This is a genomic window from Pseudoalteromonas sp. 1CM17D (assembly GCF_023161805.1).
Classification (GTDB): Bacteria; Pseudomonadota; Gammaproteobacteria; order Enterobacterales; family Alteromonadaceae; genus Pseudoalteromonas; species Pseudoalteromonas atlantica.
Window position 1 is genome coordinate 84029 of record NZ_JALNTP010000012.1, and the last position, 15690, is coordinate 99718.

Sequence of the window (15690 nt, forward strand, 5' to 3'; positions counted from 1 at the left end):
AAAACGCCACCACCCACTATAAAGCAGCCCAAGGTAAGCAGTAATGGCCACTTTTACCCACCAATGGTTTAGTGATATTAACCAGATAGACGTACACGAATGGACGCGTTTATTCGGTAATGAACCTTTTACCCGCCATGCATTTTTATATGCATTAGAGCAAAGCCACTGCGTAAACAAAGAGACAGGCTGGCAGCCTCAGCACTTAGCGGTTTATGAAGCTGATAAACTAGTCGCACTCGCTCCTGGGTATTTAAAAAGCCACTCTTACGGAGAGTATGTTTTTGATTGGGCATGGGCAGAAGCCTACGAGCAACGCGGATTAGCCTATTACCCTAAATGGCTAAGCGGTGTACCTTTTAGCCCCATTGAAGGCCAGCGTATTGCCATTGCACATACGAATACACAAAGCGTATACGAGTACATAAAAAAGCAATTAAATTTAACCAGTGTGGAGCAAGGTTGGTCTGGCTGGCATGTTAACTTTTGCCCAAAGGTTCAAGCTCAAGCCCTGTGTACTGACGATATAATGCAGCGCGTAGGCGTGCAGTTTCAATGGTTTAATAAAGGCTTTAAAACCTTTGACGATTTTTTAAATACACTCACCGCACGCAAACGAAAAACGCTAAAAAAAGAGCGAGCTAAAATAGCGCAGCAAAATATTTCCATTGAATGGCTGCAAGGCTCGCACCTAAGCCCTGAAACAATGCAGCTATTTTGTGAGTTTTATCAGCGTACTTATTTAAAACGTTCTGGGCATTTAGGGTATTTAAATATTGAGTTTTTTACTTTATTACAGGCACTAATGGGCGATCAGCTAATTATTATGCTCGCCAAAAAAGACAACAAAATAGTGGCAGCAACACTAAGCTTACAAGGTAAAAATACCTTGTATGGCCGCTATTGGGGCGCCAGCGAAGAAATAGACTCTCTTCATTTTGAGCTGTGTTACTACCAGGGGATTGAATTTGCGATTAAGCATAACTTACATTGCTTTCACTCCGGCGCTCAAGGTGAGCATAAAATACCTCGTGGGTTTGAGCCTGTTTTTACTTACTCCAGCCACTATATTGTTGAACCCGACTTTAGAGCAGCAATAAACGACTACCTAAAGCGAGAACGCCAACATATGACAATTTATAAAACGCAGTGCGCTGATTTACTGCCGTTTAAAAACCAATAACTGATTGTTAGCTGGCATAGCTGTATCACTTATGAGTGTAAGGCCTGCTTGTGTTGCTAATTGCTCTATGGCCTCAAAATCACGAATGCCGCTAAATGGGTCACGCTGTGTTAAAAAGCGATCGAACTCTTCATTACTTGCACTTGTAAACTGCCCTTGGTATTTGAAAGGGCCATAAATACACACTACTCCCTGGCTTGCTAAGTGCGTTGAAACCCCTTTAAAAAATTGCTCAACCAACTGCCAACTTACAATATGAAACGTATTTGCTGTGTAAATAGCATCTACGTTATTTACCGGCCATGCGTAATTCAAATCAAGCTCAAGAGGGCCGTGTAAATTAGTTAAACTTGCCTCCTTATGCCATAAATTTATGCCCTCATGGTTTATACGGCGATCACTTGCATACCACTGTAAATGCGGTAATTGCTCAGCAAAAAACACACTATGCTGCCCCGTACCCGTGCCTATTTCGAGTACATATTCTGTCTTATTAAAAACCGTTTTAAGCACTTCTAAAATAGGACCCTTATTGTTTTCACACGCTTGTGAGAAAGGTTTGATCATGACCTGCACCAATATTGAAATTTATTGCACAACATTAACGCAAAAAAATGGCACTGAACAATTAAAGTTTTATAGATAATTTATAAAAGTGAGTTAATTCATGGCACTAAAATAAAAATAAGACGATGGTATGTATTATGCTTTAATTAAATCAACCCTAAGTAGGGTGTATTACCAATATTAAATACGAGGATAAAATTATGCATACTCCCCCTTACACCGCTGTAGACGCTGTTGTCTCAGTGACAGAAAAAAGCACCGAAAAACCAAGTAGCACCTGTGATAGTAGAGCCACTGTAATCGACTTACTTTCTCACTGTAACCAAAATCAACAGGCGCTAAAAAAACATGAAACAGACCAAATATTCATTCTTGGCTATAATTGATACTCAATTAAACGCTGCAAATAATTTTTATAATAACTGTTTACACTGAAACCGATTAAATGTAATGATAACTATTATCGTTAACTTGAATCGGTTTTTTTATGTCTCCCTTTCAGGCATTACAGCCTTATCATCATGAACTTGCTTGTAACTGCTTACGCCCGGGCTTACATGCGCCTATGGTGGTAGCTCACTACATAGAAACCGCTTTAAACGTTGCTAAAAGCTTTGAAAAACAGCGTAACCCCTTACTACAAGAGTTGTATTTATTACGCACTCACCATGAAATTATCAATAAAATGTGCGACCCTCTAATACACAATGCCATTCGTAAGCAGTGCCTTGAGCAATTATATAAACCCTTATTGGCATTAAAACGCTTTTACTATGCACATAACGATACTGAAAAATTTTTAAAACTTGAGCGCGAAGCTCGCGTACTCAGTCACGAATTTAACCCTTTTTAAGGAGCGACTTATGAGCAATTTTAGAACCGAATCCGACAGCATGGGTGAATTACAGGTCCCTAGTGATGCGCTATACCAAGCGCAAACCCAGCGTGCAGTTAACAACTTTGCTATTAGCGGCTTAACTATGCCAAAACAGTTTGTAACAGCGCTTGCATACATTAAGCAAGCTGCAGCACAAAGTAACTTTGAGCTAAATCACTTAAGTAAAAGTAAAGCCAACGCTATTGAGCAAGCATGCCAACAAATTATTGATGGCGAGCATTACGAGCACTTCCCGGTTGATATTTTCCAAACTGGCTCAGGCACCAGCTCGAACATGAACGCGAATGAAGTTATCGCAACGCTTGCAACCCGCATTGTTAATGAGCCAATTCACCCCAACGATGATGTAAATATGGGGCAAAGCTCTAACGATGTTGTGCCTACAGCCATTGCACTAAGTAGCGCTATTAACGTAGTTTATGAACTACTGCCATCTCTTGAAAAACTATCGCAGAGTTTAGAGCAAAAAAAGGCAGACGTTGGCAAAATAGTTAAAACAGGCCGCACGCATTTAATGGATGCTATGCCCGTTACATTTGAGCAAACGCTAAGCGCGTGGCAATCACAAGTAAATAATGCAGCCTCAGGCATTCGCCATAGCTTAGAGCGAGTATGTGAGCTTGCCCAAGGCGGGACAGCTGTTGGCACGGGTATTAATGCTGATGGCGAATTTGCCTCAAAGTTTGCTAAAAACTTAAGCGCTAATGTGGGTATAAGTTTTAAGCCAAGCAGTAACTTTTTTTACAATATTGGCTCGCAAGATGCCATTGTAGCGCTCTCAGGTCAGCTAAAAGTGCTCGCTGTAGCACAAATGAAAATAGCCAATGACTTACGCTGGATGAACTCAGGCCCACTTGCCGGGCTTGGCGAAATAGAGCTTGAAGCACTGCAACCAGGCTCATCGATTATGCCGGGTAAAGTAAACCCGGTAATCCCAGAAGCGGCAGCCATGGTAAGTGCTCAAGTTATAGGTAACGATGCAACCATCACCGTGGCAGGCCAAGCGGGTAATTTTGAGCTAAACGTAATGCTACCTGTTATTGCGCACAATATTTTACAAAGCATTGAGCTACTTGCTAATAGCGCCCAAGCATTGGCAGATAAAGCCATTGCGAGTTTTAAAGTAAACCAAACCAATATTGATAAAGCACTGGCCAAAAATCCAATTTTAGTGACAGCGCTTAATCCGGTGATCGGTTACGAAAAAGCAGCCAAAATAGCTAAGCAAGCCTACAAAGAAGCCCGCCCAATAATTGATGTCGCAGAGCAAGAAACCGACCTTCCACGCAGTGAATTAGAAAAACTGCTTAACCCCACGAAACTTACCCAAGGCGGTTTATAAAGGTAAATCTAAAACGGCTTTAATTACTTGATAATATAGTTTTTATTGCCGTTAAAAATGCACCGTGTATGATAGTGATGAATAATTCATCACTATCAAGGTTTGTTATGCGTACTCCACTGTTAGCCCTACTTTTACCACTTTGTTTAACTGCATGCCTCGAAACAACATCGCAAGATGCACCAACTAACTCGGTGAACGAGCTTAAAGAAGTACCGCATAAAGAAGTACCTCAACAAACCAGCAGTGAAAACAAGCACAAAACCCCTACTGATGCATCACAACCCATAAAAACCGCTTTAAAAGCAGTATCACTTAACGACATTAAAACCGCAAAAAGCGAGCTTAATACGTTAATTGCCAATACACAGTGCGATACCTCTGCACAATGTAAGGTTATGCCTGTAGGAAGCAAAGCTTGCGGCGGACCAAGTGATTATGTTGTTTACTCAACAAAATCAGCTAAAGAGGGGCAAGTCAGTTCGCTTGCAAAGCAAATAACAACGCTTGAAAAAGCCTACAACACACAAAATGAAATGATGAGCACGTGCCAACATTTAACTTCGCCAAGCACGCAGTGTGTTGAAAATAAATGTGTTAAACTTGAAGGTTCAGCGGTAAGTGTATTTTAAGGACAAGGTTATGAGTTGTTTACCATCAGCAATTAAATTATCAATTGTGAGTGTTGCCACCAGCGCTATGCTATTACTTAGCGGCTGTGCAAACACATCATCAAGTACTGAGCAAAATCAGAATTTGTCTGACTTGAACTACGATCTTAATAACATTGTTAGTGATAATAGTTGCACCGCAAGCTTTCAGTGTAAGGTACTCGAAGTAGGTGCTCGAGCATGTGGTGGGCCAAGTAAGTATGTTGTGTATTCAACACTTAATACCTCTCAAGAGCACGCCGAAGAAGTTGCCCAAAAAATTACACAACAACAAAAAGCGCAAAACAAAGCGCAAGGTTTAACCGATTGCTCACCGGTACTTGAGGTACAAACCCTGTGTATTAATCAGCAATGCCAGGCATTTGATATAAAATAGCGCAAACGCCAATTTCAGCGTTAACCTATAAAAGGTATTAACGCTGAAATAACCACCACTAGCACCACACTAATTCCTGCTTTAACAATGTATTTCATCGGCATTTCTTTTTTTACCCAGTACGCATAAATAAATCGCACAAAGTAACTTGCAGCTGTGCCAAACAAAGCAAAAATAATTAAGTAAGCAATTAAAATAATATTCATATAAATCTAAATTAACTACTTAGTGTTTTTAGTATGAGCAATTAATAACTCTGCTACTTGTTGCTTTACGGCTCGCTTATCATCACTTTGGACATTAAACCGCGTTGCAAGTTGGGCTATTTCATCATCGTTTAAATTAAACGATAGGCGCTGACGTGTTTTTTTAGACTTTACATCTAAGCCTAAAATTTTACGGATCATATCTGAGGGCGTAAGCTCTTGGTCAATGGCCTGCTTTTTTATCGACTTTTGTACTTCGCTGCTTAAATCAAATGCCATTTGTGTGGCACGCACAGCTTGCTCTTGACGTAACCACTTGTCTTTAGCATCACTCACTTCGCATCTCCTGGAAACAAGTCGACTATATCGGTAATTGGGCGTGTTAGCGTTAGTGACACTTCGGTCTCACCGCCATCCCATATTTCAATATTTAAGCCATGCCTTTCGTCTGGCGATGCTAAGCAAATCATTTCACAAAGTTCGCCACCCTCTTGCTCATAGCGCGGTAATGACTGGCCACGAAAATCTTTGTTATGGAAGTAGCACACATAAGGCGATTCACTTTGCTGATAGCTTTTAGCTAAAAACTGCATAAACTGCTCTGGCGTATTTTGCACCTGTATATGAGTTAACGACTCTTCATCAAAAATACGTGCAAATTCGTCTAGCCCAAATATTTGCTCTACGTCGTCACGCTGAATTTTGATTGAAAAATTAGCCCACTGCTCGCCATCATCTTGCTCAATTTGTAAAAATACCACCTGTCCGCTGTTTGTCTCTAGCACAAACTCAGTATCACTACTGTGCTGATATTGATAGGTTTGAATATCAATAACACGCAGCGTTTGCCCTTTTAACCACGACGGATACGCAAATGAATCGATAACGCTAAACATGTCACCTTTTTTAAGCTCACTTGCATGGTTAAGCTGACGTTCTGGCTCTTTTTTTGATTTGAAAAAATTAAACATAATGAGGCATCCCTTAAGCAAAAAAGGTAACTAAGCCACGCTTAATTACCTTTTATTATAAATGTACGAACTGTTAGCCGTTTTGCTTGGCTTTAATGCGCGCTAAAATATCGGCACTTTTTGGGCTTGTATCGCCAATACCGGCTTCAGCCATTTTTGCTTTTAAATCGTCGCCATTTGTATCTGACTCAAGCTCTTTTGCAGCGCCTAACTGGTCACTACGATCTTGCTGGCGCTGTTTAATACGCTCAAGCGACTGACGGGCCGATGTCATAGACGAGCTATTAGTATTAAGCGTGCTGTTAACGGCCATAGTAGCTTGCTGTACGCTTTCTGTGGTTTTAACCATAGTAAGCTGACGTTGGTTTTCTTTAATCGACTTTTCAGCGTCTTTAACTTGTTGTTTAAGCGCTACAATATGATTGCTAAAACCTGCTAATACTTGCTCGTTTTCAGCTTTTTCAGCTTCAAAGTCGCCAATTTTTTCGGCAATTTCTAATGCTAAGGCTTCGTTACCTTTTTCAAGTGCTTGGCCTGCATATGCTTCGTGCTCAGCAATTGATGCATCAACTGCGCTAATTTTACGCTTAGTTTGCATTTCTTTAGCCATTACTTCTGTAAGGCTCTTTTTAGCACGATTAAGTGCATTTTGCGCATCTGCTATTTCTTGTTCAAAAATACGAATGCCGTTTGCATCTACAATTGCTTCGCCCGCTTCACGCGCGCCGCCACGTACTGCTGTAAATAATTTTTTTAATATACTCATAATCTTAACTCCACTAACTAGTTACTAATCGTTTAAATACAAGGTCACGGCTTCTAGTGCGTCAATAGCGTTGTCAGCTAGTGTCACTAGTTCGTGGGTAATATCATCTAATGATGAATTTACCGACAGTGCACCAAAAATCGCGTATTTGTTATCGATTTTAGCAAATGCACTCAGTGGAATTGGCACGTTTAAACGTAGTAGTGTTTCGTTTAACTCGTTGCGTAATTCACTTTTTACTTCATCTTCGCCAAACAAGTAGCTAATACATAACAACTGCTCTTGTGTTTGCGTAACAAAAATTGGAAGCTCATCGTTTCCATCAACTATGACTTGTAAAACATCTTGCTCACCAGGGTTGGCAATCAAGAAAGACTCAAAGTTAGCGCCTTCTGTTTCAAAAGAAGCTAATTTTATTGAAAGTTCATTTAATTCCATGTCTCTGCCTTTTTGCTGTTTGACATATTATGTCTGAGTTAAGATTCGCACGGCCGACATATTATGTCAACCATGTTTTATTAATTTTTATACAATTCGCTTTCTATCTGCCATGCATTACGGTAGTAATCATATAGCTGACCAGAACCTAACCTATTGACATCAATACTTTTAACTTGTTCAAAATACTGGTTAGGAAATACAAAGCTGGCTAATAAATATTCTTTACTTACCCACCTTGATGGCACCGGCATAGCGCTTATGTTTTTAATTCGCCCACTGGCTGGTTGACCCATTTTAGTGGCTATTGTCCACCCCCATTGCCCAAACGAAGGAATATTTTGCTGGTACTGCTCAACATAATCAAAACCCGCCGCTTTTACCGTTTTAGCAATACTTAAAAATGCTTTTTTGGCATGATAAGGCGAGGTAGACTGCACAGCCATTGCGCCATCGGAAGCTAACAATTGACGTACATGGTTATAAAAATAGTCGCTGTACATTTTGTTTAAATCGGGGTGATTAGGGTCCGGCAAGTCAATTAAAATAGTGTCAAATTGCTTACCTTGATCAAGGAGCCTTTCAACCTCTAAAAACGCATCTCCCACAATAATATTGGCGCGCGGGTCTAACATCGATTGCTTATTTAGCGCTAATAACCGCTTACTTATAGACTCAGGCGCTGTAAAATCACCGTCTTTATTGCCAAATAAATTAAGCAGCTGTGCATCTAAATCAATTAACGTTACGTCGTTCACTGGCCACTTTAAAACATCTCTAAGGGCAAGCCCGTCGCCACCACCAATAATTAATACGCTATCGTGCCGGTTTGATGCGAGCATTGCCGGATACACCAGCATTGAATGATATATTTGTTCATCAATACTCGAGAACTGTAAACGCCCATTTAAATACAAGTCGGTAATAGGCGCTGGCTGGTTTTTACTTAAGCGCTCGGTTAATACTACATGCTGGTATTTAGTTGCTTGTGAGTAAATAACTTTATCTTTATAAAGTACATTACTTAAGCTGTTCATCCAGCTACTTCCCATCACTAAAATAAACCCAAACAGTGCCAGTAACACTATATGGCAGATCAGAAGTGCCTTAGCAAAGCGCACATGAGCATGGTAGCGCCATAAAAAGGCGAGCCCTGCCAGTATATTAAAAAGAGCTGTCCACGCTGCAGCTTGCATTATAGGCATCGCCAGCATAATGCTTACCCAAATAGCCGCACCAATACCCGCGCCAATATAATCGGCACCATAAATAGTGCCTGCATTGTTTTCTAAAAAACGCCCGTACACATGTTGGCGAATACGTGCAATAAGCGGTATTTCCATACCAATAAATAAACCCAGTACTAAACCAAACACATACGGTAAAAAGCGTGACCACTCTTGCAGCTTTTGAAATACATAGCCATTGAGAACAACATCTGGAGGTAAATTAAAAATACTAGAAAACAAATGAGGAAGTGAATAACTTACAGCAATTACACCGGCTATTGCCAAAATACAGCCCATGCCAACCAGGGCAATAATACTTTCAAGCCAAGCAAAGGCGGTAAAGGCATCTTTAAACCAACGGGCTAAAAATGCGCCTAAGCCCATGGCAACTATCATTGTGCCAATCATGGCATAGATAGCACTCTCTACAGAGCCCAGTACCCGCCCTGCGTAATGCGAAAGTAAGTATTCATAAATAAGGCCGCACCCAGCGAGTACGGCCATAACAGTTATTAGTAAAATATCGTGCCCAAGTAAACGTGATTTACTTGGGCTAGTTGTAGTTGATGACACTGATTATGCGCCTAGTAAGGTTGCCATAGTAATACCGACAGCAAACGACACTGCAGCAGAAATAGCACCTACACCTACATTTTTCTGACGGTTAACTTCATCTGAAATATCACAACCTGATAAAATTATTTTGATGGTGATTAAATGCAAAATGATGAATGCCACTAAACTTACAATCGCGCTAATAGCCCAATAAAGCAGGCTAGCATTAATGTTATCGGCCGCATACGGTGCAATACCTGATGCCGCAGTAATAGCTAAGGCACTTCCTACTAAAAAGCCTGCGTAGCGTATACCTACAGCTAAATTGCCATCAATAATGGCTTGTTGTAAACAATCACCGCTTTTATTGGTACGCTTAAATAATTGTACGCGGTATTGGCTTACAAGCAGTAGTGCAACACTGCCAATAATAAAGGCAGCAATAACGATAGGCAGCCCGTGCCAACCCTCTGTTGCTACCCATAAAAGTGCTGAGCGAATCACAATAGCCACACTCACTACATGACCAAAATCGATAATAGAGGCCGTTACGTTACCTTTTACAATTTCGTCGTGCAGGCTGACTTTGCGAAGCGCGACCTTGTCTTGAAAAAAATGGCCTAATTTAATCAGTACAATGGCTAATACACCATAGCCTAGCATTTGCAGGGCTTCTTGTTGTAACGACGCAGCAAAGGCACCACTACTCACACCCGTTAATACAATGGCAAGTGCAACTAAGCCTGCCGCAAAGCTAATACCAAAAGCAAAGTTATCACGTTCTGTTATTTCGTCATTTGCATGAAGGTTTGAAACCCAGCCCTTAATGTATTTTAGGCTTACAAATAACAACACGATAATTGCAAAATCAATCGCCAAAGCTTGTAGCGACCACGTAGTTATTCCATTAAATTCGTACATATTTCTAACTCCAACTTATTCTTTACTTACCACGGCTCACGCCACGAGAGGTTCTGCTACCGCTATTGCGTACCGATCCAGAGCTGTTGCTATAACTACTCGAACGCGAGTAACTACTGCGGCTTTTAGGCGGTGTATAACTACTGCGGCTTAAACCCGAGGCACCCGTTTTTTTGCTCGCATAAGGGCTAGTAAACTGTTTGCCTTGGCGTTGGTACGATTGACGCGTACGCGTTTCTAAAGCACTTTGCGTTTTAATTTGTTTAGGGCTTGAGTAACGATAGCGGCCGTAATCGTTGTAATAGCTATATTTACGGCGGCTGCTCCAACGTCCGTATTCAACACGGTCAAATACATCGCCTAAAATACGGTACATGCCATACCACTGCCAAAAGCTAATACCATTACTATTAGTTTGCCAGTTACCGTAATTAGGGTTGCCCACCAATTGATTACCCTCGCCTGCGCCCTCTGCCTCTTTACTAATAGCACCAACGCGCGCAAGGCTGCCCTTAGACATATCCGCTAGCATATTAATCGGGTCCGTTAACGCATCAGAAAACAGCGTAGGCTTAGCCGCCTCACGTAGTAAATCAATACTGTGTAGCGTATCTTCGTAAGGAGGGATTAAATAAGTGCCTTTAATATCTTTAAGTCGTTGTGTTAAACCACTGTAAAGGGCACCCTGCCTTGTAGCATCAAGGGTAATTACATCAACAACCTGACTAAGTTCTGGCTGTTGCTGTTTAAGGAGTTTGCCATATTCTTTAAGCAATACAGCATTACGTATAGTCCCATTATCAAGCGCGGTACCAAGCTGTGCAAGCTCAACATCTGCCTTTTTAATAGACTCTTGAATTGTTTGTTGTAGTTGCTCTTCTTTAGATTGACAACCCATAAGCACTGCAAACAAACAAAACAGGCTCATAAGTTTCCAAGCTTTTATATTCGACATTCATGTCACCTGATTTAATAAATAACCGCATTAGTCTTACACAGGTCACTTATTAAGCCAAGAATGAAATTGCAACAAAGTAAGTCTGCCTAAAATAAAATAACCAGCTATAGTTACTCTATGAATTTAAACACATTCTTTTACTTACGAATTTAGTAAGTAACATCAGCGCTACGCGTAAGCCTTCTATTAATAAATAACAACAATAAGTAATAACTCTTTTAGTGAAAGAGCATGACAGTAAGAAGGGATTTGGCTAAATGTTTCATAGTATTCGTAACAAATTTATTATTATTACGACTTGTTTAATTGTACTAAGCGCTAGCTTTGTTTTTTATTTAGCTATTAATGAGCACGAGGATTTATACCGCCAATCAGTTGAAGAAAACCTCGATGCTATGTCATCAAATATTTCAGATAATTTGTTACGTGTTATGTCGCAAGAGATAGATTTATTTTCTATTACAACTGAGCTTTTGGGGTTAGATAGGTACGAGCACATAAAGTTTGTAAATGTATTTGATAGTAATTGGCAGCTAATACAGTCCTACGTGCACCCTAATTACTTAAAGTTCGAGGATTTTTCTCCACAGCTAAAGGGCATCAAACCACAAAGTTTGTCCCGTACCGTCAGTGTTACTAATCAAGGCTTAGTTGCCTTAAAAACAATTGGTGAGGAACAGTTCCCTATAGGCTACCTATTAATTGTTCAGGATTTTAATAAGCCCCTCAATGAAAGCAAAGCGAGCTTATTTTATAGTGCAGCCCCTATCGTTATTTTTAGTATCGTGATCACCATCCTCATCTCTTTTTGGATATACCAACATTTATTAAGCCCGCTATTAAAACTTTCTAAATTCACACAAAAAGTAGAAAAAACAACTAACTATCAACTCCAATACCAGGGCTCGGGCAACGACGAAGTATCGCAACTTGGCAAAGATATTAATAACTTACTTAACACTATTAATGCCCAAGTGCTCACTAATCAAAAAAACACCGCACAACTTTTAAAGCAAAAACAATCAATGGAGCACTTAGCTAACTTCGATATATTAACTGGTTTGCCAAATCGCATGTTTATTATGGGCTTACTAAAAGAAGAATTAACACGCTGTAAAAATAATCATCAAGATATAGCTATTATGTTTTTTGACGTAGATAGCTTTAAAGGTGTTAACGATACACTTGGCCATGAAACGGGCGACCTACTTTTAAAGGCGGTAGCCAGTAATATTAAAAAGCACTTACACGAAAACGATGTTATTGCACGCTTAGGGGGTGATGAGTTTTTAATAATGCTGCGTAATATAAATAATTACACCGACGTTATTAATATTGCGGAGCAAATTATCAGCTCAATGCAAACGCCTTTTACTATTAACCAGTGGGATATACCCACCGGGGTAAGTATTGGTATTGCCCACGCTAAAGAGGCAGAGTTTGACATTAATACATTGATTAGTAATGCAGACATCGCAATGTATGCCTCAAAAGAAAAAGGTAAAGGGTCGTACACTGTTTTCCATAGAAAAATGCTAGAAAACAGCAAGCGAATGGCTCAAGTGGCTAATTTAATTAGTCATGCAATTGCGCAAAATGAGTTTGAAGTTGTGTATCAGTTAAAAATAGCTGCCAATGGTGAGGCTAATGGCCTTGAAGCCCTTATTAGATGGCAAAGTGAAGAGCTTGGCTTTATTTCACCAGGCGAATTTATACCCATTGCAGAGCAAGCAGGTAAAATAAAAGCAATCACGCAGTGGGTTGTCTCCAGGGTATTTCAAGATTTACCCACACTAAAGCAAACTATAGGTAACCATGTACTCGTTTCTTTAAATCTATCGAGCCATGATCTTAAAGATAATCACTTTATTGATGTTGTAAAAAATAAATTGGTTAAATACAACGTCGACATTGCAAATATCCAGTTTGAAATAACCGAATCAAGCTATCTCGATAATTTTGAAAACTCCAATGAATTCTTTAACCAAATAAAACAAATGGGCGGGTCTATAGCCCTTGATGATTTTGGAACGGGTTATTCATCGCTAAGCTACCTGACAAAAATAGATATCGATACCATCAAAATTGACCGTATGTTCGTTAATCAATTTGATAGCTCAGAAAAGGATGCGGCGGTATTAAAGGCCATACTCGATTTAAGTAAACGCCTAGGTTTAAAAGTATGTAGTGAGGGTATAGAAACAGCCAGCCAGGCTAACTACCTAATTGAAAATGGCAGTGATGAAATGCAAGGGTATTATTTTGCAAAGCCTGTAACCATAGCACACATTCCAGCAGCTAAAGCCCAAGCAAAAGAAGCATTTAAAGCGCTAACTTTAAAATAAGTCAGCGCTACTAGTTAACCATAAATTAAGGCGTTAGCGTTACAACAGTTAGCTCGTCCGGAATTTTCGTATCAGCAGGTAAATAAGCAACTGCATTTTCTTCTTTCAATAAATACGCAATAATTTCTTTAGTCGAGCTAAATTCTACGGGTGGCTTGCTACGCCCTGTAAATCTCATCTGAGCCCAATAAGCCTGAATTCTCGATTCGGTTAAGCCAACCAACTTCGTATTAAAGTCGATTCGTAACGGGTTTCCGGCGGGTAAATTTACTGCTTTAAATTGACGACTCATCGCGCCGCCCATATATATATGGCGAATTTGCTGCTTACTCAAAGCTAAGTTTTTATTGGCCGTATTAACAACAATGATCACTTTAGTTGTGTGGCTATTATCCGCGTAGGCTTGGACGCTAATAAACAATAATGACCAAGTAAAAATACACAGCAGTATTATATGTCTAATCACGTAAGTTAACTTAGAGTACATCATCAAAATACCCAATCTAAGCCAATAAGGTAAAGATTCGTTTTTCTATTAAAGCTAACATCCTCAGGGATAACAAAAAAAGAATTACTAACCTCATCGCCCTCTAAAGCAGATACTTCCGCCTTTAATGCCAGATTAGGTAGCACATCCCATCGTATACCAAGTGTCCATGTTTTTAGTGAGTCGGGCGCCGACTCTGCAAACACGCTGTTATAAGCCTGTGCCAGCTGATCAAGCTCTACATTAGCACCAATAGGGATTTCATTCTGATTTGCATTAATTTCTACATCGCTGTCTGCAAAGGTTAAATGATAAGTAAAAGGTGCATCGTTATAGCCTACGGTTAAGTAATAGCTTTGTATAATCGGAATTATATCTAACTGTGTTTTAATCTTTACCCACTCACCTCTAAAAAAATAATCTAAATTATCATAAATAACACCAAATTGATCTGCATGTGCACTGCCCTGCGTTGTCAGCGATGCTGCACTTTGGCTAAAATTAAAATTCTCTAAAATATCTTGTAGTTGGTTAATCGACTTAAGATCTAACGCTATGTTACCGTTATACCTAGAAGCCCTAAATTCTATATTTTCAATATTCAACTTCCCTATCACACCCACTAAATTATCCACCTCAAAACCTGTTTTAAAAGGGCCTATGCCAATACTTCCCGACTCTTCGCCATAGTACCCTTCAATACTGATATCAAAGTCATCTGAGCCAAATTTGTAAATAGCATCAATACCATTAAATGTTCTAAATAAGTACGTGTCGTATACTTGTTGTGGCGGATTGATCCATGGGTATGCAAACCCTACATCAGAGAAGTCGCTCATTGTAAAAAATGGGGTGCGCAGCTTACCGATTTTTATCTGTAGGTTTGTTGTGGGCGTATAAGTTAAATACAGCCATTCAAGTCCACTCTCACCAGATACCGTTGTGCTATCAGATCTAAATAACCCTTGTGCTGTCACTGACCAGTTTGTATTAAACTGATACTCAGCTTGAAGACCTATTAAACTTGATGGTGAAAAGTTAATACTGTCATCGTAGCCTCTATATTCGACATCTTTTTCATCTAAATAACCACCAATAACACGCGCGTAGCCTGAAAAATCAAACTCATCCGATTTAGCCGGTAAATGGTGTAGGCTCACGATTAAAACGATTATCTGAAATATTTTATTTCGCATAGACACCCAGCAACCTATATAAAAAAGCGCTGAATATTAAAAAGTAACGACATTTTATAATTCTGCAGAATAATTATTATGAGGTATAACTATAGTCAAAGTTAAAGAGTGTGGATCAAAATAGTCTGAACTATAAGCTATTATTTTTATACATCTTAATAGATTAGTTAAGTTAAGAGACTTGGATGTACTGTAATACCAATTCGCTTAATTAAATGATCTATTTTGAGGGTCGAAAAGCGTGTCGGTATTATGTAAAGGCAGGTATTTCACTTTTCTGCAGACGTAAAAAAGCCCGGCTCTTTGGAGTCGGGCTTTCTTGTATTTGAAGTTTGGCGATGTCGTAGTGCCCACAGCGGTAGAGAGTCACATAGCAAATGGGACATTATCGTTGGCCGGGGCTCGCCCTCGAGCTGTTTCGTTTTTCTACTGAGTTCGGCTATTTATTAAATCCCAGACAGCAAAAAACCCGTTACATCGCTGTAACGGGTTTCTCTTATTTGAAGCCTGGCAATGTCCTACTTTCACATAGCAAATGCTACACTATCATCGGCGCTGTTTCGTTTCACTACTGAGTTCGG

18 protein-coding genes are annotated in these 15690 nt (G+C 39.8%); 7 read left to right on the plus strand and 11 right to left on the minus strand.

Features of this window, described 5'->3' with window-relative positions; translation table 11 throughout:
• Window positions 1–43: 43 nt before the first annotated feature.
• Window positions 44–1183: a GNAT family N-acetyltransferase gene (locus MSC25_RS17850; RefSeq protein WP_055255368.1), complete on the plus strand. Its 1140-nt coding sequence runs from the start codon at window positions 44–46 to the stop codon at window positions 1181–1183.
• On the opposite strand, the gene MSC25_RS17855 is transcribed toward MSC25_RS17850, so the two are convergent.
• Window positions 1160–1750 (minus strand): DUF938 domain-containing protein, encoded by a 591-nt coding sequence (locus MSC25_RS17855; RefSeq protein ID WP_248444127.1) that lies wholly within the window; start codon window positions 1748–1750, stop codon window positions 1160–1162. The two genes, MSC25_RS17850 and MSC25_RS17855, sit on opposite strands and share 24 nt — an antisense overlap.
• Window positions 1751–1950: 200 nt before the next feature.
• Between MSC25_RS17855 and MSC25_RS17860 the strand changes: the two genes are divergently transcribed.
• The 5 genes from MSC25_RS17860 (at window position 1951) to MSC25_RS17880 (ending at window position 5037) form a co-directional block, all read left to right on the plus strand.
• Window positions 1951–2136: a hypothetical protein gene (locus MSC25_RS17860; RefSeq protein WP_004589148.1), complete on the plus strand. Its 186-nt coding sequence runs from the start codon at window positions 1951–1953 to the stop codon at window positions 2134–2136.
• A 101-nt stretch (window positions 2137–2237) separates the two neighbouring features.
• Window positions 2238–2603, plus strand: a complete 366-nt coding sequence (locus MSC25_RS17865; protein WP_004589147.1) for a hypothetical protein — start codon at window positions 2238–2240, stop codon at window positions 2601–2603.
• A 10-nt stretch (window positions 2604–2613) separates the two neighbouring features.
• Window positions 2614–3990 carry a class II fumarate hydratase gene (locus tag MSC25_RS17870; RefSeq protein ID WP_248444128.1) on the plus strand — a complete coding sequence of 459 codons (1377 nt, stop codon included), beginning with the start codon at window positions 2614–2616 and terminating at the stop codon, window positions 3988–3990.
• 107 nt (window positions 3991–4097) lie between these two features.
• Window positions 4098–4622 carry a hypothetical protein gene (locus tag MSC25_RS17875; RefSeq protein WP_004589145.1) on the plus strand — a complete coding sequence of 175 codons (525 nt, stop codon included), beginning with the start codon at window positions 4098–4100 and terminating at the stop codon, window positions 4620–4622.
• Window positions 4623–4632: 10 nt separating this feature from the next.
• Window positions 4633–5037, plus strand: a complete 405-nt coding sequence (locus MSC25_RS17880; protein WP_024032116.1) for a hypothetical protein — start codon at window positions 4633–4635, stop codon at window positions 5035–5037.
• 20 nt (window positions 5038–5057) lie between these two features.
• Here the strand turns inward: MSC25_RS17880 and MSC25_RS17885 are convergent, their stop codons facing one another.
• From MSC25_RS17885 to MSC25_RS17920, 8 genes are all read right to left on the minus strand, one after another.
• A complete protein-coding gene (locus tag MSC25_RS17885) occupies window positions 5058–5243 on the minus strand; it encodes a hypothetical protein (RefSeq protein ID WP_024032117.1) in 186 nt (61 codons plus the stop codon).
• A 15-nt stretch (window positions 5244–5258) separates the two neighbouring features.
• On the minus strand, window positions 5259–5579 hold the full coding sequence (locus MSC25_RS17890) for a hypothetical protein (protein ID WP_004589142.1): 321 nt from the start codon (window positions 5577–5579) through the stop codon (window positions 5259–5261).
• Window positions 5576–6214: a DUF4178 domain-containing protein gene (locus MSC25_RS17895; protein WP_248444129.1), complete on the minus strand. Its 639-nt coding sequence runs from the start codon at window positions 6212–6214 to the stop codon at window positions 5576–5578. The genes MSC25_RS17890 and MSC25_RS17895 overlap by 4 nt, the downstream gene beginning before the upstream one ends.
• Window positions 6215–6287: 73 nt before the next feature.
• The gene (locus MSC25_RS17900; protein WP_004589140.1) at window positions 6288–6980 is read right to left on the minus strand and encodes a PspA/IM30 family protein; all 693 of its coding nucleotides are present in this window, start codon (window positions 6978–6980) and stop codon (window positions 6288–6290) included.
• Between the two features lie 24 nt (window positions 6981–7004).
• A complete protein-coding gene (locus MSC25_RS17905; protein ID WP_004589139.1) occupies window positions 7005–7418 on the minus strand; it encodes a DUF2170 family protein in 414 nt (137 codons plus the stop codon).
• Window positions 7419–7498: 80 nt separating this feature from the next.
• Window positions 7499–9220, minus strand: coding sequence for a polyamine aminopropyltransferase (locus MSC25_RS17910; protein ID WP_248444130.1), 1722 nt, complete (start codon window positions 9218–9220; stop codon window positions 7499–7501).
• Between the two features lie 3 nt (window positions 9221–9223).
• Window positions 9224–10123, minus strand: a complete 900-nt coding sequence (locus tag MSC25_RS17915) for a DUF350 domain-containing protein (protein ID WP_004589137.1) — start codon at window positions 10121–10123, stop codon at window positions 9224–9226.
• Window positions 10124–10145: 22 nt separating this feature from the next.
• Window positions 10146–11078, minus strand: a complete 933-nt coding sequence (locus MSC25_RS17920) for a hypothetical protein (protein WP_004589136.1) — start codon at window positions 11076–11078, stop codon at window positions 10146–10148.
• Between the two features lie 260 nt (window positions 11079–11338).
• On the opposite strand from MSC25_RS17920, the gene MSC25_RS17925 reads away from it, so the two are divergent.
• Window positions 11339–13426 (plus strand): EAL domain-containing protein, encoded by a 2088-nt coding sequence (locus tag MSC25_RS17925; protein ID WP_248444131.1) that lies wholly within the window; start codon window positions 11339–11341, stop codon window positions 13424–13426.
• A gap of 25 nt (window positions 13427–13451) precedes the next feature.
• On the opposite strand, the gene MSC25_RS17930 is transcribed toward MSC25_RS17925, so the two are convergent.
• A complete protein-coding gene (locus tag MSC25_RS17930) occupies window positions 13452–13892 on the minus strand; it encodes a hypothetical protein (RefSeq protein ID WP_232510945.1) in 441 nt (146 codons plus the stop codon).
• A gap of 23 nt (window positions 13893–13915) precedes the next feature.
• On the minus strand, window positions 13916–15109 hold the full coding sequence (locus tag MSC25_RS17935) for a hypothetical protein (protein WP_248444132.1): 1194 nt from the start codon (window positions 15107–15109) through the stop codon (window positions 13916–13918).
• Window positions 15110–15690: the final 581 nt, after the last annotated feature.

What these genes read in the sequence shown, in the direction of transcription:
- MSC25_RS17875 (WP_004589145.1), top strand. Translation starts at nt 4,098, where the DNA reads ATGCGTACTCCACTGTTAGCCCTACTTTTACCACTTTGTTTAACTGCA.
- MSC25_RS17900 (WP_004589140.1), bottom strand. Translation starts at nt 6,980, where the DNA reads ATGAGTATATTAAAAAAATTATTTACAGCAGTACGTGGCGGCGCGCGT.
- MSC25_RS17935 (WP_248444132.1), bottom strand. Translation starts at nt 15,109, where the DNA reads ATGCGAAATAAAATATTTCAGATAATCGTTTTAATCGTGAGCCTACAC.
- MSC25_RS17925 (WP_248444131.1), top strand. Translation starts at nt 11,339, where the DNA reads ATGTTTCATAGTATTCGTAACAAATTTATTATTATTACGACTTGTTTA.
- MSC25_RS17860 (WP_004589148.1), top strand. Translation starts at nt 1,951, where the DNA reads ATGCATACTCCCCCTTACACCGCTGTAGACGCTGTTGTCTCAGTGACA.
- MSC25_RS17885 (WP_024032117.1), bottom strand. Translation starts at nt 5,243, where the DNA reads ATGAATATTATTTTAATTGCTTACTTAATTATTTTTGCTTTGTTTGGC.
- MSC25_RS17850 (WP_055255368.1), top strand. Translation starts at nt 44, where the DNA reads ATGGCCACTTTTACCCACCAATGGTTTAGTGATATTAACCAGATAGAC.
- MSC25_RS17915 (WP_004589137.1), bottom strand. Translation starts at nt 10,123, where the DNA reads ATGTACGAATTTAATGGAATAACTACGTGGTCGCTACAAGCTTTGGCG.
- MSC25_RS17865 (WP_004589147.1), top strand. Translation starts at nt 2,238, where the DNA reads ATGTCTCCCTTTCAGGCATTACAGCCTTATCATCATGAACTTGCTTGT.
- MSC25_RS17895 (WP_248444129.1), bottom strand. Translation starts at nt 6,214, where the DNA reads ATGTTTAATTTTTTCAAATCAAAAAAAGAGCCAGAACGTCAGCTTAAC.
- MSC25_RS17920 (WP_004589136.1), bottom strand. Translation starts at nt 11,078, where the DNA reads ATGTCGAATATAAAAGCTTGGAAACTTATGAGCCTGTTTTGTTTGTTT.
- MSC25_RS17880 (WP_024032116.1), top strand. Translation starts at nt 4,633, where the DNA reads ATGAGTTGTTTACCATCAGCAATTAAATTATCAATTGTGAGTGTTGCC.
- MSC25_RS17905 (WP_004589139.1), bottom strand. Translation starts at nt 7,418, where the DNA reads ATGGAATTAAATGAACTTTCAATAAAATTAGCTTCTTTTGAAACAGAA.
- MSC25_RS17855 (WP_248444127.1), bottom strand. Translation starts at nt 1,750, where the DNA reads ATGATCAAACCTTTCTCACAAGCGTGTGAAAACAATAAGGGTCCTATT.
- MSC25_RS17870 (WP_248444128.1), top strand. Translation starts at nt 2,614, where the DNA reads ATGAGCAATTTTAGAACCGAATCCGACAGCATGGGTGAATTACAGGTC.